Source organism: Bradyrhizobium sp. HKCCYLRH3097, from assembly GCF_051167875.1.
Taxonomy (GTDB): Bacteria; Pseudomonadota; Alphaproteobacteria; order Rhizobiales; family Xanthobacteraceae; genus Bradyrhizobium.
The window spans coordinates 597,027-618,924 of sequence record NZ_JBNPTX010000002.1 but is presented as its reverse complement, the minus strand read 5'-3'; the positions used below and the strand labels follow the sequence as shown (position 1 = coordinate 618,924).

The 21,898-nt window shown below is 66.1% G+C and carries 20 protein-coding genes; 9 read left to right on the top strand and 11 right to left on the bottom strand.

Annotated elements, in window-relative coordinates; all coding sequences use genetic code 11:
* Positions 1–58 precede the first annotated feature (58 nt).
* The 5 genes from ACQR0U_RS08525 to ACQR0U_RS08505 all read left to right on the top strand — a co-directional run bounded on the left by ACQR0U_RS08525 (position 59) and on the right by ACQR0U_RS08505 (position 4,002).
* A complete protein-coding gene (locus tag ACQR0U_RS08525) occupies positions 59–976 on the top strand; it encodes a DUF3313 family protein (RefSeq protein ID WP_434842949.1) in 918 nt (305 codons plus the stop codon).
* Positions 973–2,214, top strand: a complete 1,242-nt coding sequence (locus ACQR0U_RS08520; protein ID WP_316194111.1) for a patatin-like phospholipase family protein — start codon at positions 973–975, stop codon at positions 2,212–2,214. Before ACQR0U_RS08525 ends, ACQR0U_RS08520 begins: the two co-directional genes overlap by 4 nt.
* 23 nt (positions 2,215–2,237) lie before the next feature.
* Positions 2,238–2,534 (top strand): hypothetical protein, encoded by a 297-nt coding sequence (locus ACQR0U_RS08515; protein ID WP_315712468.1) that lies wholly within the window; start codon positions 2,238–2,240, stop codon positions 2,532–2,534.
* A gap of 159 nt (positions 2,535–2,693) precedes the next feature.
* Positions 2,694–3,587, top strand: a complete 894-nt coding sequence (locus ACQR0U_RS08510) for a VOC family protein (RefSeq protein WP_315712467.1) — start codon at positions 2,694–2,696, stop codon at positions 3,585–3,587.
* Positions 3,588–3,612: 25 nt separating this feature from the next.
* Positions 3,613–4,002: a 4Fe-4S binding protein gene (locus tag ACQR0U_RS08505; RefSeq protein WP_315712465.1), complete on the top strand. Its 390-nt coding sequence runs from the start codon at positions 3,613–3,615 to the stop codon at positions 4,000–4,002.
* A 42-nt stretch (positions 4,003–4,044) separates the two neighbouring features.
* Here ACQR0U_RS08505 and ACQR0U_RS08500 read toward each other — a convergent pair whose 3' ends face one another.
* The 5 genes from ACQR0U_RS08500 to ACQR0U_RS08480 all read right to left on the bottom strand — a co-directional run bounded on the left by ACQR0U_RS08500 (position 4,045) and on the right by ACQR0U_RS08480 (position 9,663).
* A complete protein-coding gene (locus ACQR0U_RS08500) occupies positions 4,045–4,788 on the bottom strand; it encodes an SDR family NAD(P)-dependent oxidoreductase (protein ID WP_316164687.1) in 744 nt (247 codons plus the stop codon).
* 282 nt (positions 4,789–5,070) lie between these two features.
* The gene (gene purF, locus ACQR0U_RS08495) at positions 5,071–6,603 is read right to left on the bottom strand and encodes an amidophosphoribosyltransferase (protein WP_315712462.1); all 1,533 of its coding nucleotides are present in this window, start codon (positions 6,601–6,603) and stop codon (positions 5,071–5,073) included.
* A gap of 23 nt (positions 6,604–6,626) precedes the next feature.
* A complete protein-coding gene (locus tag ACQR0U_RS08490; protein ID WP_434842950.1) occupies positions 6,627–7,253 on the bottom strand; it encodes a CvpA family protein in 627 nt (208 codons plus the stop codon).
* A gap of 174 nt (positions 7,254–7,427) precedes the next feature.
* A complete protein-coding gene (gene radA, locus ACQR0U_RS08485) occupies positions 7,428–8,918 on the bottom strand; it encodes a DNA repair protein RadA (RefSeq protein WP_316173838.1) in 1,491 nt (496 codons plus the stop codon).
* 19 nt (positions 8,919–8,937) lie between these two features.
* Positions 8,938–9,663 (bottom strand): sulfite exporter TauE/SafE family protein, encoded by a 726-nt coding sequence (locus ACQR0U_RS08480; RefSeq protein ID WP_434842951.1) that lies wholly within the window; start codon positions 9,661–9,663, stop codon positions 8,938–8,940.
* Positions 9,664–9,933: 270 nt separating this feature from the next.
* On the opposite strand from ACQR0U_RS08480, the gene ACQR0U_RS08475 reads away from it, so the two are divergent.
* Positions 9,934–10,221, top strand: coding sequence for a hypothetical protein (locus ACQR0U_RS08475; protein WP_409998620.1), 288 nt, complete (start codon positions 9,934–9,936; stop codon positions 10,219–10,221).
* A 199-nt stretch (positions 10,222–10,420) separates the two neighbouring features.
* Positions 10,421–11,239 carry an LssY C-terminal domain-containing protein gene (locus ACQR0U_RS08470; protein WP_434842952.1) on the top strand — a complete coding sequence of 273 codons (819 nt, stop codon included), beginning with the start codon at positions 10,421–10,423 and terminating at the stop codon, positions 11,237–11,239.
* Positions 11,240–11,253: 14 nt separating this feature from the next.
* On the opposite strand, the gene ACQR0U_RS08465 is transcribed toward ACQR0U_RS08470, so the two are convergent.
* The 5 genes from ACQR0U_RS08465 to ACQR0U_RS08445 all read right to left on the bottom strand — a co-directional run bounded on the left by ACQR0U_RS08465 (position 11,254) and on the right by ACQR0U_RS08445 (position 19,048).
* Entirely contained in the window at positions 11,254–12,759 is a 1,506-nt protein-coding gene (locus tag ACQR0U_RS08465; protein WP_434842953.1) for an MFS transporter, read from the bottom strand.
* A 72-nt stretch (positions 12,760–12,831) separates the two neighbouring features.
* A complete protein-coding gene (locus tag ACQR0U_RS08460; RefSeq protein ID WP_434842954.1) occupies positions 12,832–14,643 on the bottom strand; it encodes an amidohydrolase in 1,812 nt (603 codons plus the stop codon).
* A gap of 247 nt (positions 14,644–14,890) precedes the next feature.
* A complete protein-coding gene (locus tag ACQR0U_RS08455; RefSeq protein ID WP_434842955.1) occupies positions 14,891–15,691 on the bottom strand; it encodes a hypothetical protein in 801 nt (266 codons plus the stop codon).
* Between the two features lie 95 nt (positions 15,692–15,786).
* Positions 15,787–17,283 carry an amidase gene (locus ACQR0U_RS08450; protein WP_434842956.1) on the bottom strand — a complete coding sequence of 499 codons (1,497 nt, stop codon included), beginning with the start codon at positions 17,281–17,283 and terminating at the stop codon, positions 15,787–15,789.
* Between the two features lie 79 nt (positions 17,284–17,362).
* Positions 17,363–19,048 (bottom strand): amidohydrolase, encoded by a 1,686-nt coding sequence (locus ACQR0U_RS08445; protein WP_434842957.1) that lies wholly within the window; start codon positions 19,046–19,048, stop codon positions 17,363–17,365.
* Positions 19,049–19,653: 605 nt separating this feature from the next.
* Between ACQR0U_RS08445 and ACQR0U_RS08440 the strand changes: the two genes are divergently transcribed.
* Complete coding sequence (locus ACQR0U_RS08440) at positions 19,654–19,947, top strand: GlsB/YeaQ/YmgE family stress response membrane protein (RefSeq protein ID WP_434840976.1); 294 nt, start codon at positions 19,654–19,656, stop codon at positions 19,945–19,947.
* Positions 19,948–19,960: 13 nt separating this feature from the next.
* On the opposite strand, the gene ACQR0U_RS08435 is transcribed toward ACQR0U_RS08440, so the two are convergent.
* Complete coding sequence (locus ACQR0U_RS08435; protein ID WP_434842958.1) at positions 19,961–20,947, bottom strand: helix-turn-helix domain-containing protein; 987 nt, start codon at positions 20,945–20,947, stop codon at positions 19,961–19,963.
* Positions 20,948–21,051: 104 nt separating this feature from the next.
* Between ACQR0U_RS08435 and ACQR0U_RS08430 the strand changes: the two genes are divergently transcribed.
* Positions 21,052–21,777, top strand: coding sequence for an alpha/beta hydrolase (locus ACQR0U_RS08430; protein WP_315749940.1), 726 nt, complete (start codon positions 21,052–21,054; stop codon positions 21,775–21,777).
* The last annotated feature ends 121 nt before the right edge of the window (positions 21,778–21,898 follow it).

The window sequence follows — 21,898 nt, the reverse complement described above, 5'->3', positions numbered from 1 at the left end:
AGTTTAGTTGGACAAGCGCTACGGCTTGTGAGACTTAATTAGAGTGAGTTGTCTATCAATGGGTCTGGCCGTTTCGATGCGTCTCGCTCCGCTGAAGTCGATGACCCTGGTTTCCCTGGCGCTGGCAACGGCCGGCTGCGCCACCGCCCCGCTCGAGCGGGCCGGCTCGCTCAAGAACTACGATCATCTCGCCGACGCCAACGGCCTGGTGACGCGCGCGCAGATCAAGGCCAACAAGAAGGAGCTGCTCGAGGCCAAGACGATCCGGATCGAGCCGACCGCGTTTCCGCCGCGTCCCGACATCGCCCTCGACGAGAGCGAGCGCAAGCTGGTGGCCAACGTCATCAGCCGGGAAATGTGCCTGCGGCTCAGCGAGCGATTCCAGATCGTCGGACCCCGTGAGGAGGCCGATCTGACGGTCAAGGCGACCGTCACCCATGCCACGGCGACCAACGCGACCGCCTCGGCCGCCTCGCAGGCGGCGTCCATCGCCAAGAGCGTCGCGCTGCCGGGCGTCCCGGTGCCGGTGCCGCGGCTGCCGGTCGGGCTTGGCACGCTGTCCGTCGAGGCCGAGGCGCGCGACTTCGCCGGGTTCCAGAAGGCCGCAATGGTGTGGGCGCGCGGCGCCAACTCGGTCTCGACTGCCCGCATGGCCAATGACGGCGACGCCTACGACCTCGCTTCCGAATTCGGCGCCGACTTCGCGAAGCTGGTGTCGACCGGCGAGTCGCCGTTCGGAGGCGTCCCGTCGCTGACCTCGCTGCCTTCGGTGTCGAGCGTGCCGGCCAAGCTCGGCGCCGCTCCCAAATATGCCGCATGTGAGCAGTACGGACGTTTCCCCGGCCTGAAGGGCTTCGTCGGTGCCGGTCTGGGCCTGCCGCCGGGCTGGACCGACAAGGGCGCCGAGGAAGCCAGGCCGGACGCGCCGCAGCCGTCGCCGGAGATCGCAAGCGTGGAGCAGCAAGCGTCGCGATGAAGTCCGCCGCCTCCTTCCGCGTGCTTGTCCCGCGTGTCCTGCTCGCGTGCGCCGCGTCGCTGCTGCTGGCGGCGTGCGCAGCCGTCATGCCACGCAACGCGTTGCCGGAGGCGGCGGCTGTCAGCGCCGACCCGGTCGGCTTCCGCAACGTCCGCTACTGGGGTGACGAGCCGGCGCCGCGCTTTGCCGAGGCCGCGATGTCACGCGCGTCGGCCGAACTCCCGATCTCGCGTCCGCTGAATTTCCTCGCGATCTCCGGTGGCGCCGAGAACGGCGCGTTCGGCGCCGGGCTGCTGGCCGGCTGGGGCGAGGCCGGCAACCGGCCGTCGTTCGACATGGTGACGGGCGTCAGCTCGGGCGCGCTGATCGCGCCGTTCGTCTTCCTGGGCCGCGAGCACGATGACAAGCTGCGCGAGATCTTCACCGCCTATGAGCGCAAGGACATCTTCACGGTCAACATTCCCGGCCTGCTGCAGGGCTCGGCGCTGGCCGACAACACGCCGCTGTCGCGGCTGATCGAGAAGTATGTCGATCGCGAGTTCCTGCGCGACGTCGCGCGCGAGAGCAGCAAGGGCCGGGTGCTTCTGGTCGGCACCACCAATCTCGATGCGCAGCGTCCGGTGCTGTGGGACATGGGCCGCATCGCCGCCGCCGATACGCCCGAGGCGATCGCGCTGTTCCGCCAGGTGCTGCTGGCGTCCGCGACCGTGCCGGGCGCCTTCGCTCCGGTTCGCATCAAGGTGCGGATCGGCGACAAGGACTACGACGAGCTCCATGTCGACGGCGGCGTGACGCGGCAGGTGTTCATCGGTCCGTCGGTGCTGCGCCTCGTCTCCGGCCGCGGCCCGCGCCGGAGCGTGAGCGGCGCGCATCTCTACGTCATCCGCAACGCCCGCATCGATCCGCAATGGGACAGCGTCGGCGCCGACGTGCTCTCGGTGACGCAACGCTCGCTGTCGACCCTGATCAAGAACCAGGGCATCGGCGACATCTACCGCATCTACTCGGTGGCGAAGTTCAACGGCATCGACTTCAACCTCGCCAGCGTGCCGGCCGATTTCCAGGCCAAGGCCGACGGTCCGTTCGACCGCACCTACATGACCGCGCTGTTCGATCGCGGCCACGACATGGGACGGCGGGGCTATCCCTGGGTGAAGAGCCTGCCTGGGCTGCAAGCCAACGAGCACGGCATCACGGCGCAGATCCCGGCGCGCACGATGGCGGCTGCCGCGCGATGATCTGGCGAAGCTGCAGGTCTGTCGTGAGCTCCGCTGCGCGCGCCGCGCTGCTGATACCATTGCTGCTCGGCGGCTGCGCGACGTCGTCCACGCCGCCGCCCGACGCCACCACGCAGTTCCACAACACCTACAACTATCTCCCCGTCAACGACGTGCCGCATGACGACCAGCGTCCGGTGTTGTCGGTCGAGCAGCAGGAGAAGCTGCGTAAGGAGCTGATGGCGGTGCGCGATCGCCAGGCGCCGGCTGTGGCGAAGGCGGCTGCGGGCAAGTCGGCAGCCGCCAAACCCGCCGCGGCAGATCCTGCCGGACCGAGATAGGCGCCGGCCGCGGGCGGAGCGGCGCTGTCCGGCCCGGATCATTCACCCCGGAGAATGCGAGCCTCAACGGGGCGCCCGGCGATCAGGACGCGTCGGCCGTCTAACGTGGCCCCGCCGCATCGGGCGCGGCCGCAACGACGGACCAATCGGAGATCGCACATGGACCATCTGACCTTGCCGCGAACCGGCGCATCCGGCGAGATCGCGACCTTCGGGCCGGTGCATCTGGAGGTCACGCATCTCGAGCGCGCGATCGATTTCTGGTGCGAGACCGCAGGTCTGCGCCTGCGCAAGCGCAACGGCGCGGCCGAGCTCGGCACGGCGGGCGAGACGCTCGTGGTGCTGCATCCCGGTGCGAAACGCCCGGCGCTGCGCGGCTTCTCCGGCCTCTATCATATCGCCATCCATGTGCCCGACCAGGCGGAATTCTCGCGGATGCTGCGCCGGCTGATCGCCAGCCGCACGCCGATCTCGCCGGTCGATCACGTGATGTCCAAGGCGATCTATCTCAACGATCCTGACGGGCTCGGCATCGAGTTCACGCTGGAGACGCCGGAGCGGTTCGGCGGCTACGGCACGTTCGAGACCGATTTCACCGTGTTCGATGCCGAAGGCCGGCCCTGCAGTGGCAGGAGCCCCCTCGACGTGCGCCATGAGCTGGCGCAGGCGAAAGGACCGCCGCTGTCGGCGCCGCTCGCCGACGCCGCGCGGATCGGCCATCTGCATCTGCACGTCCCGCGCATCGAGGCTGCGCGCACGTTCTACACCCGGCTTGGCTTCCTGCCCGGCGCATTCGCGCCACAGCTGGGGTTTGCCGATCTCGGCGCCGGCGGCGCCTACACCCACCGTATCGCATTGAACGTCTGGCAGGGGATCGATGCGCCGCCAGCACCCGCAGGCGTGGCGCGGCTGCGCGGCTTCTCGATCCGCTTCGACACCCGCGCGCGCCTCGACGCCGCGCTGCGCGGCTGTGACGAGGTGATCGTGCGGGGCGATCAGTACGTGCTGCGCGATCCCGCCGGCACCGCGCTGATGCTGACCGCCGAAGCCTGATTCATCCGCCCATGGAGCCGACAGCGTGACCGACCAGACCGAGCCGACACCACCGCTCTCGAAGCGCACCAAGGCTGCCAAGGTGCGCAAGGCCGCGCAGCATCCGAAACGTCCGGGCGCCGGCTGCAAGGCCGAGCCGGGCAGCTTCGTGCCGGTCGTCGACCGCAACCGATGCGAGGCCAAGGGCGACTGCGTCGAGGTGTGCCCCTACAACGTGTTCGACGTTGCGCCGATCAGCGGCGACGATTTCCGAGCGCTGTCCTTCCTCGGCAGGATGCGCGTGCGCTTTCACGGCATGAAGACGGCCTACACGCCGAAGAGCTATCTCTGCCTTGCCTGCGGCCTGTGCGTGGTGGCTTGCCCGGAGCGCGCCATCGATCTCGTGGAGGTCGCGGCGGGTGACAGCGCGACGTAGGAGTGGAGCCTGCGACCGCCCTGGTGCCGTCGACGCGATAGTCTACGCCGGTGGCTGAAAGCTCTTCAGCGCGCGGGTCTTGTACTCGTAGAGCTTGCCGGTCTCGGTCCACGACGGCAGGCACATCGGCACGATCAATTCGGCGACCTGCTCGGGCGTCTCGAGCGTCATCGGGTCTTCACCTGGGAACACCGTGGCGCGCATGCGGGTGCGGATCGGGCCCGGGCTGAACAGGTTGACGCGCAGCGGCGTGCGCTCGGTCTCGTGCGCCCATACCCGAGCCAGGGTCTCCAGCGCCGCCTTGGTGACGGCGTAGGGGCCGAGATAGGCCTGCGCCTTGTGAGCGGCGCCTGAGGTGAGGAACACCGCGCGGCCGGCGTCGGAGGCCTTCAGCAGCGGCTCCATGCAGCGGATCAGCTGGAAGTTGGCGGTGAGGTTGACCGCGACGACGTCGTTCCACGGCTTGAGGTCGATATGGCCGAGCGGTGAGGAGGGGCCGGGCACGGCGGCATTGCCGACGAGGATGTCGAGCTTGCCATGGCGCTCATGCAGCGCGGCGCCGAGCCGGGCGATGCCGTCGCTGTCGGTCATGCTGAGCGGCACCAGGGTGGCGCCGCTGCCGGTCTCTTTCCGGATCTCGTCGTCGAGTTCCTCCAGCCCGCCCTGGGTGCGGGCGACGGCGACGACATGCGCACCGGCGCGCGCGAGCGCGCGGGCGGTCGCATGGCCGATGCCGCGCGAGGCGCCGGTGACGAGGGCGATACGATTGGCGAGGGGAAGGGTCATCACGATAGTCTCTCAGCCGTCGTCCCGGCGAACGCCGGGATCCATATTCCGCGGCGGTTATGATGGAGTTGGGTGGCTGTGGCTAGTCCTGCCCGACAAACGACGGCCGGTGGTCAGGGCCTCCGGCATGTGCCGGGACGACGGCCGATCGAACGCCGTCGTTCCGGGGCGAGGCCGTTAGGCCTCGAACCCGGAATCTAGAGGTCAGGCGCACAAAACAATTTCGAGATTCCGGGTTCGATGCTGCGCATCACCCCAGAATGACACCATGTGGAAAGAGCCTCAGCTCGCCTCCGCCAGGAGCGACAATTGCTGCTGGGTCGGCTCGACCAGCGACTGGTCGGTGAGGTGGGTCGGATAGCTGCCGGTGAAGCAGTGGTCGGCGTATTTCGGCGCGGCGGGGTCGCGGGCCGGCTCGCCCATGGCGCGGTACATGCCGTCGATCGACAGGAACGCCAGCGAGTCGGCGCCGATCAGCTCGCGCATCTCCTCGAGCGAATGCGTCGCCGCCAAGAGGCCGCCACGGTCCGGCAGGTCGATGCCGTAATAGTCGGGGTAGAGGATCGGCGGTGAGGCGAGGCGGAAATGCACCTCCGTGGCGCCGGCGTCGCGCATCATGCGCACGATCTTGCGCGAGGTGGTGCCGCGCACCAGCGAGTCGTCGATCAGGATGATGCGCTTGCCTTCGATCGCGGCGCGGTTGGCCGAGTGCTTCATGCGCACGCCGGATTCGCGGATCGCCTGCGTCGGCTGGATGAAGGTGCGGCCGACATAGTGATTGCGGATGATGCCGAGCTCGAACGGCACGCCCGAATGCTGGCTGTAGCCGATCGCCGCCGGCACGCCGGAATCAGGCACCGGCACGACGACGTCGACGTCGGGATGGCTCTCGCGCGCGAGCTGCGCGCCGAATGCCTTGCGGACCTCGTAGACCGAGCGGCCGCCGACCACTGAGTCGGGCCGGGCGAAGTAGATGTATTCGAAGACGCAGGGACGCGCCGGCTTCGGCGGGAACGGCTTGTGGCTGTGGGCGCCGTTTTCATCGAAGATCACGACCTCGCCCGGCTCGATGTCGCGGATGTAGCGTGCGCCGATCATGTCGAGCGCGCAGGTCTCCGAGGCCAGGATCGGGCAGCCCTCGAGCTCGCCATACACCAGCGGGCGGATGCCGAGGGGATCGCGGGCGCCGATCAGCTTCTTGTTGGTCATGCAGACCAGCGAGTAGGCGCCTTCGAGCGCGCGCAGCGCCTCGATGAAGCGGTCGATGAAATTGGTGCGGCGGGAATGCGCGACCAGATGCAGGATCACCTCGGTGTCGGTGGTCGACTGCATGATGGCGCCGGCGCGCACCAGCTCGCGGCGGAGCGTGAGCCCGTTGGTGAGGTTGCCGTTGTGGCCGACAGCGAAGCCGCCGGCATTGAGCTCGGCGAACAGCGGCTGCACGTTGCGCAGGATGGTCGCACCGGTGGTCGCGTAGCGCACGTGACCGATCGCGGCATTGCCGGGCAGGCGCTCGATCACCTCGCGGCGGGAGAAGGTGTCGCCGACGAGGCCGAGGCGGCGCTCGCTGTGGAAGCGCGTGCCGTCATAGGAGACGATGCCGGCGGCTTCCTGGCCGCGATGCTGGAGCGCGTGGAGGCCGAGCGCGGTGATCGCGGCGGCATCATTGTGCCCATAAATGCCGAACACGCCGCACTCTTCGCGCAGCGTGTCTCCGTCAAGGTCTGGGTCTCTGAGGTAGGCTTGAGGTCCGAAGTCCAGATCCGCGTGAGTATCCGCTTGGGCTTCGCCGGAAGAATCGTGGTGCAGGTCCATCGCGCCTCTCTTCTGGGCTGAGCTCACTTGGCCGCGGGTTTCTCGATCAGCTTCTTCAAGCTGTCGCGGGCAGGCTTGCTATACCCATCGCCGCCCGCTCCGGGCGACTCGGTGTCAGTCTGGTCGTCGTCCGGCTTGTTCTTCTTGAATTTCTTTAAAATGGTGTTCTCGGGATCATCAGGCAAGAGCGACATCAGCCAATCCCCGGTTCCCTGCAGGACCACACGGGATTTGGCACCGGTGACCCAGTCCGGGCGCTGCTTGTCCGGCACCAGCCAGCTGAAGAACAGGAAGGCGACGACCACGATCAGCAGGCCGCGGCCCAGTCCGAACAGGAATCCGAGGGTGCGGTCGAGCGCGCCGATGCGCGAATCGAGAATCATGTCGGAGATTTTGACCGTGATCACCGAGACGATCAGCAGGGTGCCCACGAAAGTACCGGCGACGACGACCACGCTCGCGACGGTATCGTTGTTGAAATAGGTCTTGGCGGTCGGCAGCAGCTTGGAGAATGAATAAAGCGTGATCAGGGCGGCCGCGCCCCAGGCCGCGATCGACAGCACCTCGCGCATGAAGCCCCGGACCATCGCGAGCAGCCCCGACACCAGCATCACGCCGAGCAGGATGAGATCGAGGATCGTTATCGGCATCGGCTGCTCAGGTCCGCTTCACAGGTCCAAGGTTCGCTTCGAATCGACGGAGGACCGCCCCTCCGGGAGGAGGACAGCGAGGTTCCCCGGCAAGTCCGGACGGCTGCACGATCCCGTGTGGGCGACCGGTTGCGGCGTTGTATAGCGGCGAGTCACGCGAACGTCACGGTCCGGCTAGCCGTCCTGGCGGCGGAATCTCGCTGGTGTGGCATTTTTTTCGGCATGGCTGGGGCCGCGGCGGCCCTGGTCGCCGTCTTCGCGGCTGCTGTCGTGTCGGGCACGAGGCGTGCCGCGCGCGGCGATGTCGGCCACCAGGCTGGTCAATCCGCCGACGGTATTGAGGCTGAGCCCGGCGTCGCCGCCGGCCTCGCCGCGGGCGCGCTCCGGCAGTACCACGCGGCCGAAGCCGAGCTTGGCAGCCTCCTTCAGCCGAGCCGAGGTCTGCGCCACCGGTCGGACCGCGCCCGACAGCGAGATTTCGCCGAAATAGACCGCATCGGGCGGCAGCGGGGCGTTGACCAGCGAGGAGACCAGAGCTGCGGCCGCGGCGAGATCCGCCGCAGGCTCGTTGATGCGCAGGCCGCCGGCAACGTTGAGATAGACGTCGTGGCCCGACAGCTTGACGCCGCAATGCGCCTCCAGCACGGCCAGCACCATCGACAGCCGGCTCGGATCCCAGCCGACCACGGCGCGGCGCGGCGTGCCGAGCGAGGTCGGCGCCACCAGGGCCTGGATTTCGACCAGCACGGGGCGCGTGCCCTCGATCCCGGCAAAGACCGCCGTGCCGGGGCTGCCGAGATCGCGCTCGGACAGGAACAGCTCGGAGGGGTTGGTGACCTCGCGCAGACCCAATCCGGTCATTTCGAACACGCCGATCTCGTCGGTCGGGCCGAACCGGTTCTTGACCGCGCGCAGGATGCGGAACTGCTGCGAGCCCTCGCCCTCGAACGACAGCACCGCGTCGACCATGTGCTCGACGACGCGGGGCCCGGCGATCTGGCCGTCCTTGGTGACGTGGCCGACCAGGATGATCGCGGCGCCGGATTTCTTGGCGAACCTGATCAGCTTCTGCGCCGAGGCGCGCACTTGCGTCACCGTGCCCGGCGCCGATTCGACGGTGTCGGTCCACATCGTCTGGATCGAATCGATCACGATCAGCCGTGGCACCGTGCCTTCGGACAGGGTCGAGATGATGTCCTCGACCGAGGTCTCGGCCGCCAGTTGCACCGGCGCATCCGCGAGCCCGAGCCGCTCGGCGCGCAGCCGCACCTGGGCGACGGCTTCCTCGCCCGAGATGTAGACGGCGCGATGGCCGGCACGCGCCATCATCGCGGTGGTCTGGGTCAACAGCGTCGACTTGCCGATGCCCGGGTCGCCGCCAACCAGCAGGATCGAGCCGCGCACGAAGCCGCCGCCGGTGACGCGGTCGAGTTCGGTCATGCCCGACGACAGCCGCGGCGCGTCGATGCTCTTGCCGGTCAGCGATTCCAGCTGGAAGGTGCGGCCCTTGCGCTTGGAGCGCAGCGACACCGGCGCGGAGGTCGCGCCCGTCGTGTCTTCCTCGGCCAGCGTGTTCCACTCGCCGCAGGCCTCGCACTTGCCCTGCCAGCGCGAATAGGCCGCGCCGCAGTTCTGGCAGACGAAGGAGAGCGTGGTCTTGGCCATGAGGTGAGAATCGGTGCGGTCAGGAGTGGGTGGCGTTCCATAACATACTTAGGCCCGCGGCCAGCATGATGCCATCCATCACCACGCGGAACACATCGGGCTTCATGTGCAGCACGAAGCGCTTGGCGACGAAGGCGCCAGCCATCAGCGAGCCGCCGGCGATCAGGCCCTTGAGCAGAATGTCCGGCGTCAGCGCGCCGAAGCGCTGGAAGGTGATGGATTTCGAGACATAGAGCCCGAGCGAGCTCGCGGCCTCGGTGGCGAGGAAGGCGCCTTTCGACAGGCCATAGAACAGGAACAGCGGCACGCTCAGCGGTCCGGTCGAGACCACGATGCCGGTGAGGAAACCGATGACCGCGCCGCCGAGCGCGAGATGCCAGAGGTTGGCCTTGAGGTCGTGCCGCGTCAGCCAATGCCGTACCGGCACCATCGCCATCAGGAACAGCCCGATCGTGATATCGACCGCCTGCGACGGCAGGATCAGCAAGGTGCGCGCGCCGAGTGCGGCGGCCGGAATGCCGGTGACCGAATAGGCCGCGCAGGCGCGCCAGTCGACCTCGCGCCACCACGCCAGGATGCGCGACAGGTTCGCCATGACCGCAGCGACCGCCATGATCGGCACGGCCTCCTTCGGGCCGTACTCGTAGGCCAGCACCGGCATCAGCATGATCGACGAGCCGGTGCCGACGATGCTGGACAAGGTACCGGCCACGAGGCCGACCGCGAGGACGAAGAGGAAGCCCAAGATTTTCGCGCCTTCGTGATGGCGGGCAAGATCTCTCTCCCGTCATTGCGAGCGAAGCGAATCAATCCAGAGTCGCGCGCATGACTCTGGATTGCTTCGCCGCTTCGCTCCTCGCAATGACGGATGAGAGAAGCAGGGCCCAGGTGGTTAACGGGTGGTTCGAGCCGACTCGAAATCGGCGATGATTGTGCGTCCGCATCATTAAAAGTTGAAGCGTATTCCTCGCACGTCCGCCGATGTTCTCGGACGATGACGATGAGCAAAACGCCAATGTCCTTGCAGATGCGGCCGTCCATGACGGCAACCGCCGAGGCGGAGTTCCCCTGGTTCGCGGCCGCGATGCTGGCCATGGAAGCCGGCGAGGTCATCCGGCTCCGGCTGGAAAAGTTCGCGCGCGGCGAAGCCGATGCGGGCGAGGAGGCGGAGCTGATGGTCAGCGAAAAGCTCGCCGCAGCCCTGGAGGCGACGGCGAAGCTGATGGCCGGCGCCAGCCCGGCGGCGGTCGTCGATCTCTATCGGGATTATGTCGCGGCCAACGCCGAGCGGCTGTCGGCGTAAGCCCCGCGCAGTCCGATTGCGTTGGACTGCGGATGTCGAGCAACGCAGACGAGCTGGTCGAAACGCCGCCGACCGGGCGGTTTCATGCGTCCAGGTGCGGTGTTGCCATCGCGATGAAGATCGGACACCTTCCCGAAAACACCGACTGCTGTTCACTTCCTTTCGCCGGACCGATCCAGTGCGACTGCTCATACGCCTCATGCAACGCGTGCTGGTCGCCGGGCTGGGGATCTTCACGGTCTGGCTGATCGTCTTCGTGGTGTTCGAGACCGCGAACCGCAGGCTGCCCTGGATTGTCGCAGTCGGCGTCAGCTACGCGTTCGCGGCCTATGTCGTTCTGCCACGCGTGATCCGGTTGAGTCTCAGGATTCTTCAGAAGCGGCGAGTGCCCAGCTACACGATCACGGGTGATGGATTGCCCGGCGACCCCGTCAATCTCGCCCTGGTCGGGACGCTCCAACAGCTTCGCGCAAGCTTTGCTGCGGTGGGGTGGTCTGAAGCGGACCGATTGGGCCTGACGAGCTCTTGGGCCATGATCCGCGCCTTCGTCCTCGATACGCCTTACCCCACCGCTCCGTTCAGCACGCTCTATCTGTTCGGACGCGGCCAGGATATCGGCTTTCAGAAAGCCATCGGCAACAGCCCGCGACAGCGCCATCACGTCAGGTTCTGGGCTGTTGGCCTGGCACACGCAGAGCAAACCTGGAATGCAGGCGATTTCTGGTCCAACGCCGATCGGCCGGCGGTCGATGAATCCGCTCTGTGGGTCGGAGCCGGCACGAAGGACACCGGCCTATCGTTCACTCGATTGACGTTTCAGGTCACGCACGCCACCGACCCGGATGTCAACGCCGAGCGGGACTACATCATGGCCGAACTGATCAGGACACGATCGATCGAGATCGTGGAGCTGTACAAAGCTGGTCAGAGCCTCCCTGAGCGGGTCAATCACTACGCGACGGACGGTGACATTGCGTTGGCGAGCATGTTGGTCTCCACCACGGACGACGGCACATGATTGCCGTCGTCTGTCTAATGGACATGCTGACGAGCCTCTTTCGATGTCGTTCGCTCTGCTCGGGGCCGGACCAGGAAGGCGGTGCCGAGCAGGACGACCATCGCAACGCAGACGACCGTCAGGAACGCCTGATCGAAGGCGCGGTGAGCGTGCGAGGTGACGATGGCAGCGAGTTCGGTTGGCAGCCGCTCGGCGGCGATCAGCGCCTCGTCGATGCTATCGCGCGCAACGGCGGGAATGCCGAGGCCGTCGGGCAGAACCATGAACGCCGTATAGACTCCGGACAGGATGCTGCCGAAAATGCTGATGCCGATCGTGCCGCCGAGCTCGAACGTCACCTCCTCGATCGACGCGGCCATGCCTTCGCGGCCTTCAGGCGCGTGATTCATCACGGAGTTGGAGGCGGCGGCAATGGATGCTCCGAGCCCGAGCCCGTTGATCGCGATGCAGACCAATTGCAGGGCCAGATTGGCGTTGTAGCAGAGCAGGTAACCGGCCGCGCCGATGCCGGCGATCAACAGCGCGCCGGACATCGTGGTGGCGGCTCCCACGCGACGGAGCATGAGGCTCGCGAGCGGCCCGCCGATGAATGCACCGAGCGGGGCCGGCAGGATGTACAATGCCGCCTGCAGCGGCGAGTAGCCGAGGACGAGTTGCAGGCGCTGGCTGATCGCGAGCTCCGTCCCCGCAATGGCAAGCGAAGCCACGATCGCGGTGATCACGCTAAGCGTGAACTCGACGTTTCGGAACAGGGTGAAGTCGAGCAAAGGATCCTCGAGACGCAATTGACGGCGGACGAACACCGTCAACATGATGACCGTCGCGACAGCCGTGCCGGCAAGGACGACATAGGAAGACTGGCGACTGCCGAGCTCCTCGACGACGTAGGCGAAGCCGATCAGCCCGGCCATCACCTGCACTGAACCGAGGAGGTCCCAGTCGCGCTCAGCACGATCGGCCGGTGCAGGAATCAGCAGCAGGCCGGCGACCAGCGCCAGGACGACGAGCGGCACGTTGATCAGAAAGACCGAGCCCCACCAGAAATATTCCAGCAGGACACCGCCGACCAAGGGGCCGACTGCCGCCCCGCTGGACGCAACGGCTCCCCAGATCGCGATGGCGAGCGCCCGTTCGTGGTCATCGGAGAAGGTGATGCGAATGATCGACAGCGTCGCCGGCATCATCAGCGCGGCGCCGATCGCGAGCAGGACGCGTCCGCCAACCAGGATCGTGGCGGTCGGCGAATAGGCGGCGACGACCGAGGCCAGTCCGAAGACGATGAGGCCGGCGACGAATGTCCTCTTGTGCCCGACGCGATCGCCGAGCGAGCCGAAGCCTGGAAGCAGGCCGGCGACGACGAGCCCGTAGGCCATGACGATCCACAATTTCTCCGAGGCGGTTGCTCCGAGCTCATGGGTCAGGCTGGGCAGCGCGGTATAGAGCACCGTCATGTCGATGACGACGAGCGCCAGCGCGCTGGAGACGGTCAGGAGGATCAGCCAGCGATTACGTTTCGACATCGGCGAATCCGCCGGCGCAAGATTCTGTTCAGTCCGCGCATTCGCCATCTCGTGCACCGTCCTCATTCCCGTTCAGAGTCTGTCGCGATGCGTGATCCGGCCGTTCATCATCGTCAACTGAACGTTCACCTTGCCGATCTCGTGCGGCCCGACATCGAACAGGTTCTTCTCCAGCACGATCAGATCGGCCAGCTTCCCGACCTTGATGGAGCCGATCTTATCCTCCATGCGCATCTGGTAAGCTCCGTTGATTGTGTAGCCTCGGATGAGCTGCGGCAGGCTCAGGCGTTCGGCAGCGGGCGGATGGACCAGGCCGTCGGGCTTGCCGGGCTCCTGGCGCGTATGGCCGGCCTGCACCGCCTCGAGCGGCTTGACCACGACCTTGGAGCCGGTCGCCAGGGCATCCATTCCGAACGACACCGTGACGCCTTGGTCGATGAACGTCTTGAAGCTGTACATGCGGCTCCAGCGCTCTTCGCCGTAGATCTCGCGGATGCGGCGCTGGCTCGTATCCGGCACGCCCCACTGGATCTGGGTGTTCGCAATCAGGCCGAGCTTTCTGAAGCGCGCAATGTCCGAGGGCGCGGTGAGGAACGCGTGGCAGATGGTATGGCGGCGGTTGCCGGGGCCCTGCCTGCCGAACGCGGCTTCGTATCCATCCAGGCTCATGCGAACTGCGGCGTCGCCGACGGCGTGAAGGTGCGTATCGATTCCCTCCGCATGGGCTTCGCGCAGGATTCGATTCATCACCGGCGATGGCAACAATGGTTCGCCGCGCCAATCCTGGCGTCCGGCATAGGGATCCAGCAGATAGGCGGTGCGGCTCAGCTCGGTGCCATCGACGATCAGCTTGAGCACCTCGGCCTTGACCAGCGGAGTGCGATAGCGCTTCCGATAGGCCCGAATGATCGGCAGCGGATCGACGTTGGGGTCGTTGTGATAGAGGCTGCCGATCACGCGTTGCAGCAGCTTGCCGCGGCTCTCGAGGTCGACCAGCATGTCGAAACCGTGATGCTGCTCGGTCGGCCAGGCGCTGAAGCCGGCATCGAAGAGGGTGGTGATGCCGGCGGCTGCGAGCTTGGGCTGCCATTCCTCGATGGCGGCGGCGGCCGACTTGAGGCCGAACGGTTCGATGCCGTGCTTTTCGAGCGTCTTCAGTACCGCGAACAGCGCGGGTACTTCCGAAATGAAGCCAGTCGGCTCGCCATTGGGATCCTTTTCGTACCAGGAGGAGCCGGGCACGACGTCGCGTGGGGTGTCCTTCGTGATGCCGGCCATCTCCAGCAGCTTGGAATTGACCCAGTAGCTGTGCAGATCGCAACTGACGAGCAGGACCGGCCGGTCAGGGAAGATCGCGTCCAGCGGTTCCTTGCGGGGACCCGAGGCGGGGAACGCGCCCGCGATCCATCCGAAGCCGAGAATGAACTTCTCGTCGGAATGCGTCTTGGCGTAATCGCGCAGGATCTCGGAGATGCGCTCAGGATCTTCCTCGTTGACCCAGGCGCCGCGGGCAAATGCCAGAGTGCAAAGATGCCAATGCGCCTCGACGAAGCCCGGCATCAGCATGCGGCCCTTGAGGTCGATGACCTCAGCCCCCCGTCCGGCAAACTTCATCGCTCCGGCATCGTCGCCGACATAGACGATCTTGTCGCCCTTGACGACGACGGCCGCCGCCCAGGGCTGCGAGTCTTCCACCGTGTAGACGCGCCCGCCGCGAAACACGGTCGTGCGATTGGGGGCGGCAAAGGCCGGAGCCGAGCCAGCGGCCGCGAATGCTGCGGCGGCAGCCGTTGTTGCAACCATCTGGCGACGGGTCAGTCCGCCGCCCTCCGGCTTCGACGCCGCGAACAGCGAACCGATGGCTGAGCCGCATGCGATGCACATTGTCCTGCTCCGAAAAGCCCGCGTTCCGCGTCAGCCGCATCATTCCCTGATCGAACGCTAAACTACGTTCTTCCGCGGCCGCCAGGATTGACCGCGATCAACTCGGCCTCAAAGGCGTCGAGCGTGCGCACGCAGACTGACGCTCTGGATGCTTGCTGATGGTGAAAATTCAAATCGAATGCCTTCAGACAGGATTGCAGACCGGATTGCTGCTCACGGCCACGGAGGCCGCTCGTTCCAAGCAGCGTCATTTTGGAAACAGGAAAGCCAGGCTGGCCCGAAACTGCCAATGCGATGCCTGGTCCGGCTTCAGCAGATTGTAGTACGCGCCCACCTCGGCATTGATCGGCTGCTTGTCGACCATGAAGAGCTTGCCCACGCCGACGCCGATCGGGACGACCCAGCGATCATTGCCCTTCGCGAGCCAGTTCGCCGTGATGATGGGACTCGAGCTGATGTAGGATCCGTCGGAGAAGTTGTAGGTCACGAAGTACTGCAGCATCATCTGGTTCACCGGCGCGCGGTCGCTCGGACCTGCAAACGACCAGATGTTGTTGGCGAGCACCCCCAGCACCCATGGACCCGGCATGGTCAGCGCGACAATGGTCGGACCTGCGCTCCATTTTCCCGAACCGAGGGCGGGATCGGTCGCCGACGGATAGGAAAAGGTCGGGCCGACACCCCAGATGAGGGCGCCCGAATGGGACGGGGTGAGCGCGAAGATCTGGTTGATGTCGCCGACCCCGCCGATCCGGCCCTGCTCGGGGGAAAAGCGGACCTGGGCGATGCCGGGAATGGTCGTGCGCGTCACCAGATTCCAGTCGGCATTGAGCTGGAACGGGATGACCGGCTCGATCTTGAAGACGTCGGCCGTCTGCCGGTACGGGCCCGTATTCGGCATGGCGATATTCTCAAGGCCGACGCTGATCGTGTCCGCGATCGGGTTCTGCGCCGCCTTGGCCAGATCTTCGAGCGACGGCGTCTCGGCCTGCTGTGCCAGGGCGCCGGAGTCATGGCAGAGTGCCGAGATCAGGAGCAACAGAACCACGTGTCGGAAGGCTCTCGGCGTCCTTGTCGACCTCGCTGTCGAAGCGCCGCTCTTGCAGCCACTGTCTCGCGTCCGCACCGCGTGGCCCCGCTGCATCAGGTGAAGGTCGGAAAACGCTCGCCCGCGAACAGGGACCGCCGGAGACGGGACCAGTTGGACGCGAACTGGAACGTGTCGAGATCGGTGTAGGTCTGGCCGATCACCTGCATGCCCGAGGGCATGCGGTCCTCGACCAAGCCGAGCGGGACATCGACGACCGGATAGCGGTTGAGCAGATTCCAGTGCCACGTCAGCGCCAAGCCCAGACCGGTGCCCACCCACGGGTCCACCTTGTTTTCCTTGCTCTTGAACATGTCGGCCCCGACAAGAGGCGTTGCCATGGTCGGCATGAGCAGGATGCGGTACCCCTTGCCGAACACGCGCTGCTGGACCTGGCGGTGCAGCCGCTGCAGCAGCTCTTCGGCTTCTTCGGCCTGGCGCGGTCCGACCGGGCCGACCTGGTCGAGCATTTCGGTCATGTAGGGCGAGAGCTGATCGCGATGCGCATTCGAGATCTCGATCGCAGTGCCGATGGACGTCGACATCAGCCCGCGGATGAAGACCATCTTGTGGGCCTTCGTGAAGCCGCAATCGACCTCGTCCACCGTGCAACCCGCGGCGCGCAGCGCCTCGATGCCTCTCAGCATCGCAGCCTTCACGGACGGTATGACGTCCGCAATGCCGGCGCCCCAATCCACGGCGATGCGCCACCCGGAAAGGCGCGGATAACGGGTGGGATAGTCGAGGCGAGGGCGCATCGCGGCCATCATCCGCTCGGACGGACCGACGATCGCGTTCTGGAGGCGGACGAGGTCGTCGAAGCGCCGCGCCATCGGGCCCGAGGTCGCGAACGGGATTTCCCCACCGGCCACGCGTCCGAACGGCGGCCTGAAGCCATAGAGACCACATTGCGAGGCGGGAATTCGGATCGAGCCGCCCATGTCCGAGCCCATGGCGAGCGTCGTGAAGCCTGCGGCCAGCGCCGCGCCCGATCCCGCCGACGACCCGCCCGGAGAGTATTCGAGATTCCATGGATTGCGTGTCGTGCCCCAGGCGCGGGTGGACGCGCCGAGGAAGAGGTAGAATTCCGGCACGGTCGTCTGGAACGGCATGACGGCGCCGGCTGCCTCGAGCAAGTCGGTGATGGCCGAGTTTTCCGTTGCCGGCGGCGAGTCCTTGTAGATGAGCGAGCCCTGTGTGGTCCGCCAGCCCGGCCTGGAGAATTCGTCCTTGATGGCTACCGTGATCCCTTCGAGCGGCCTCTGGTTGCCGCGCCGATAGCGGTCCTCGGACAGCTTGGCCTCCTTGAGCGCCTGATCGAAATGCTCGTAGGTGATGCAATTGACCTTCGGGTTGAAGGCTTCGATCCGCTTGATCTGCGCCTTCAAGAGATCGACCGGCGACGCCTTGCGGGCCCGGAACATGGCGGTGAGATCGGCGACCGACGCGTAGCAGAGCGGATCGGCGGACTCGGCGCGCGCGGTCGGCAAGCCGAGTTCGGACGCGACCAACGCCGCTCCCGCGCCTTTGATGAGCATTCTTCTGTCGATCATATACGCCTCCGCATGTCCGGGAATCGGTCTGAGTATGTCGATGTGGCCCTGAATGTGACGGTCCGAGACGTCGCTGGATTCAGCTTCGCTGTTCGTGCCTGACCTGACCGTTCATGACGGTCATCAGCACCTTTGTGTTGTGGATGTCGTGCGGGGCGACTTCGAACAGGTTTCTTTCAAGCACGATCAGATCGGCGAGCTTGCCGACCTCGATCGAACCGACCTTCTGGTCGAGCCCGAGCTGATAGGCCGGGCCCATGGTGGCGGCGCGGATCGCCTCTTCGAGGCTGATCCGCTCGTCGAGCGGCACCAAAGCCGGCTGATCCGGCTTGTTCAACTCGCGCCGCGTGGTCGCGATCTCGATCGCATCCAGCGGCTTGTAGGTGCTGTAATAGCCGGCGGCCGGCCAATCGGTGCCGAGCGAGATGTTGGCGCCATGACGCAGGATCGAGCCGGTGCGAAACGCCTGCTCGGCGCGCGCGCCGACGCGCGGCCGCATCACGCCCTGCCAATAGGCATCCGCCACCGACCATTGGGCGGAGAACTGCGCGGTGACGCCGAGCTTGGCGAAGCGCGGCAGATCGTCAGGTGAAACAAATATGAGATGCGCCAGCGTGTGCCGGCGATCGCGCGGCGGATTGGCCTTGATCGCGGCTTCGAACGCGTCCAGCGACAGGCGGTTGGCGCGATCACCGTAGGAATGGATGTGAATATTGAGGCCCGCCCTGTCGGCGCGGCGGATGATGTCCTTGAACTGCTCCGGCGGGACCAGCGTCTCGCCGCTCGTGCTCGGATCGTCGCTATAGGGGGCCAGCAATGCGGCGGTCCGTTGGGCTTCGCCGCCGTCGATGTTGAGCTTGAGAACGGGCGCCTGCACCAGTTCGGAATTGAAGCGTCGACGCAGGGCCTTCGCGATCGGCACGGGGTCGATCGCCGGATTGTTGTGGTAGGTCGATCCGACCACACGGAACGGCAGTTTTCCTTTGCGCTCCAGATCCTGATAGAGTTCGTAGCCTGTCTCCTCGGGCAGAACGAGCAGTCCGGCATCGAACACGCTGGTGATGCCGGCCGCCGACGCCTTCGGCAGCCACTGTGCGAGCGAGTCCGCAATATAGCCGGTCGTGAACGGCGAGATCGCGTTGAGGACCGGAAACATCGCCGGTGGCTCGACCAGATAGCCGGTCGGCTCTCCCGAGGCCGGATCCCGCTCGAAGTAGCTGTAGCCGGGCAACGGATCCTTGGTCGCCTTGGTCACCTTGGCAATCGCCAGCGTCTTGGAATTGACCCAGGCGGAATGGCCATCGATCCCGACGAGAAAGACGGGCGTGTCCGGCCAGATCTGATCGAGATCCTCCTTGCGAGGGCCGGTCGGCGGAAAGGCGTTATAGCGCCAGCCGAAGCCGCGGACGATGCCGGCCTGGCCCAGCTTGGCGCGATAGGCCTTCAGGGCGTCGAGCATCTCCTCCCTTGTGTCGTATTGAAGATCGACACCCCGAGTCACGACAGCGCCCGCTATCGGATGGATGTGTCCTTCCACGAAGCCGGGCAGCAGCATCCTGCCGGCGAGATCGACGACGCGGGTCTTCGGGCCGATGAAGGACCGGACGCCCGCGTCATCGCCGACATAGACGATGTGCTTTTGCTTGACGGCGACCGCGCGGGCCCATTCCCGGCCGCCGTTCACGGTGTAGACCGGGCCGTTGCGAAACACGATGTCGGCCTTGCCGCCGCCGGTTCGCGCCTCGGCGTTCGTCGGAGCGGACACCGAAGCAACGCCGGCTGCGGCGAACGCCGCGCCTGCCTGCAGGAGCCTGCGTCGTGACGGCTCGGCCTCGTTGACGGAGCCAAAATCAAGCTGGAGCAAACCACGGAATCTTGCCCAGTTGCATGCGATGCACATGCATTCATCCTTACACGCTCTGCGGGAAACGCATTCTTCTTGATTCCGCGGATCATATGAACTCGGGGGAACTACGTAGCCCTTCGCGTGCGAAGCGTTCGCATGAGCCGTGCGTGTTCGAGACGATTAGATTCGAATGACTGTCATTTCGGGAGGAAGTACGCGACGTCCGAAGCGGAATGGCCAATTCAAAGCAAGCAGGGGCCGCATCACCTTGTCATGGACGCCGGCCTGCGCCAGTTTGCGAGTGGGTTGCGAACTCATCCGATGTGCAGAGTTCAGCTCATGGCAACGAAATCGATGTAACCTGCAAGCGTGCGATTCGTGTGGCTCTGCGAGCAAGACCCCTGATCTGGCTGCTTCCGTGTAGCAACTGGCGGTCTCGCTTCGCTCGGCAATGTGTTCTCATGATCTTGCTGCTGGCCGTGATGCTCCAGCTGAGGGGTGACGGCAGACCGACGGAGTGAAGAATGTTCACACTGGCACATGCAGGGACTTGGCTCGTCGTCGGCTTGATTGGTGGCGGCCTTGCCGGAATCCTGGTGAAGCGCCGCCGAGCCGGTTTCGGGCTCCTCACCAACATCGGATTGGGATGCGTCGGCGCCCTCATCGGTGGTGTCTTGTTCAACCTGTTCGGGTTGTTTCCAGGCATGGGCAGCATCGTCATTTCGCTGCGCGATGTCGTCGCGGCGTTCGTCGGCTCGCTGGTCCTGCTGGCGGCAATCTGGTTGTGGGGCGCAGCCCGCGAACCGAGGCCGCGCTGACCGCAGGCGGTGGTCAGCCCGGGTGACGCGCGGTCTCCGCGCGCCAGTCGCGCGGGCGCATGCCGAAGCGCTGCTTGAAGCGGCGCGTGAAGTGCGACAGATCCGAAAAGCCCCAGTCGAAGGCGATGCGGCCGATGTCCCGGCCGCATCGGGCGGGATCGCGCAGATCGCGCGCTGCGCCATCGAGCCGGCGCTCCATCACCAGGTCGGAGAAGCTGGTGCCGGCGCGGCCCAGCAGCTTGTGCACGTAGCGCTCGCTGATCCCGACGACAGATGCGATGGTCGCCACCGTCAGGCCGGGCTCGCGCACCCGCTCGTGAATGGCGCGGCGTAGCGCCAAGGTCGTCGCATCGGCAAATGAGGTGGTCGCATGCGTCTCGCGGCGGCCGCGGCGCGCCAGGCTCAGCGCCACCAGATCGAGCAGCACGCCGAACAGCGCCGACGCATCGTCGGGCGCGAGCCGCAGCGCATTGGCGTTGAGGGAGCGCGCCGTCTCCACGATCAGTGCGCCGACGCATGGATCGTCGGACAGCCGCGTCGGCGCGATGTCCGGCTCGGCCGGCAGGCGGCTGCACAGCGCATCGGCGGGGACGCGGAACGAGATCACGCCGAGCGACGGCCCGCGATCGTGCTGCAGCACGAAAGTGCGATCGCTGTCGAAGATGCCGACCTGACCGGCGGACAGGCTGACATCGCATTCGTCCTGCAGGATGGTGCAGCGGCCGGCGAGCTTGAGGTTGAGATAGAAGCAGCGCTGGGTGGAAGCGGCGATGTCCGTGCGCGAGCGGCGTACGATGTGCTCGGGAAAGCTGACGCGGTTGATGGCGCCGCTCCCAAGGCTGATGCTTTGCACCTCCGCAGCGAATCCGATGCCGCGCGCCGGCTCCGGTGTCAAGTTCATGAAGGCCTGGCAGATCGCCTCGCGGTAATACGAGAACTGCTCCTCCGGCCGCACCGCCGCCGTATTCCAGCTCCGCTGCCGTTCCGGCTCGGCGCCCATCGGTTCACTCCGAGACCAATCGGGTTCAGTTGCAGCCAAGCGCCGCGGGCGCGGTCCGGCCCATAGTCCTTGCACCGCCTTCCATCGTGCAAAGGAACGTGATCATGTCAACCTACGTCCTGGTCCATGGCGCCTGGCATACCGGCGCCGAGCTCGAGCCGGTCGCCGCGCATATTCGCTCCGCCGGCCACACCGTCCATCTGCCGACCATCCGCGGCAACCGCCCCGGCGACGCAAGGACCACCGGACTCGACGAGGCGATCGCCTCGATCTGCGACTACTTCACCGAGCATGACATCACCGACGCCGTGCTGATGGGGCACTCCTATGGCGGCATGGTCATCACCGGCGTCGCCGACCGCATCGCTCAGCGCATCCGCCGCCTGGTCTACTGGAATGCGTTCGTGCCCAACGACGGCGAGTGCCTCAACGACATGGTGCCACCGCACTATGTTGCGCTGTTCGACGCGGTCGCTGCGGAGCGCGGCGACGGTTCGGTGGTGCTGCCGTTCCCGGTCTGGCGCGAGGCCTTCATCAACGACGCCGATCTCGCCACCGCGACGCGCACCTATGAGATGCTCAATCCGCATCCCAACAAGACCTTCACCGACAAGATCAAGCTGCGCGCCAATCCCGCCGAGATGGCAATCGCGAAATCCTACATCAACTGCACCGAGGACACGGCGCTGCCGCACAGCCTGCCATGGCATCCGCGGCTGTCCGGCAAGCTCGGCCTGTTCCGGCTGGTCCAGGTGCCCGGCAGCCATGAGCTGTGCTTCTCCGATCCCGGCCGGCTCGCGCAGGCGATCATGGATGCGGGACGCGATTGACGGCGCGTGTCGCCACGCGCTCCCGGTGTGGCGCCGGGCGGTCATCATTCCAGGTTGTGATCGGCGTCACATTCGCCGGGAGCGCGATCGGCCAGACTGATCTCCGATGAATGCAGCCCGG

Coding starts and splice junctions, on each gene's coding strand:
- ACQR0U_RS08525 (WP_434842949.1), top strand. CDS start 59: ATGGGTCTGGCCGTTTCGATGCGTCTCGCTCCGCTGAAGTCGATGACC.
- ACQR0U_RS08520 (WP_316194111.1), top strand. CDS start 973: ATGAAGTCCGCCGCCTCCTTCCGCGTGCTTGTCCCGCGTGTCCTGCTC.
- ACQR0U_RS08510 (WP_315712467.1), top strand. CDS start 2,694: ATGGACCATCTGACCTTGCCGCGAACCGGCGCATCCGGCGAGATCGCG.
- ACQR0U_RS08500 (WP_316164687.1), bottom strand. CDS start 4,788: ATGACCCTTCCCCTCGCCAATCGTATCGCCCTCGTCACCGGCGCCTCG.
- purF (WP_315712462.1), bottom strand. CDS start 6,603: ATGGACCTGCACCACGATTCTTCCGGCGAAGCCCAAGCGGATACTCAC.
- ACQR0U_RS08490 (WP_434842950.1), bottom strand. CDS start 7,253: ATGCCGATAACGATCCTCGATCTCATCCTGCTCGGCGTGATGCTGGTG.
- radA (WP_316173838.1), bottom strand. CDS start 8,918: ATGGCCAAGACCACGCTCTCCTTCGTCTGCCAGAACTGCGGCGCGGCC.
- ACQR0U_RS08475 (WP_409998620.1), top strand. CDS start 9,934: ATGTCCTTGCAGATGCGGCCGTCCATGACGGCAACCGCCGAGGCGGAG.
- ACQR0U_RS08470 (WP_434842952.1), top strand. CDS start 10,421: ATGCAACGCGTGCTGGTCGCCGGGCTGGGGATCTTCACGGTCTGGCTG.
- ACQR0U_RS08465 (WP_434842953.1), bottom strand. CDS start 12,759: ATGTCGAAACGTAATCGCTGGCTGATCCTCCTGACCGTCTCCAGCGCG.
- ACQR0U_RS08460 (WP_434842954.1), bottom strand. CDS start 14,643: ATGTGCATCGCATGCGGCTCAGCCATCGGTTCGCTGTTCGCGGCGTCG.
- ACQR0U_RS08450 (WP_434842956.1), bottom strand. CDS start 17,283: ATGATCGACAGAAGAATGCTCATCAAAGGCGCGGGAGCGGCGTTGGTC.
- ACQR0U_RS08440 (WP_434840976.1), top strand. CDS start 19,654: ATGTTCACACTGGCACATGCAGGGACTTGGCTCGTCGTCGGCTTGATT.
- ACQR0U_RS08435 (WP_434842958.1), bottom strand. CDS start 20,947: ATGGGCGCCGAGCCGGAACGGCAGCGGAGCTGGAATACGGCGGCGGTG.
- ACQR0U_RS08430 (WP_315749940.1), top strand. CDS start 21,052: ATGTCAACCTACGTCCTGGTCCATGGCGCCTGGCATACCGGCGCCGAG.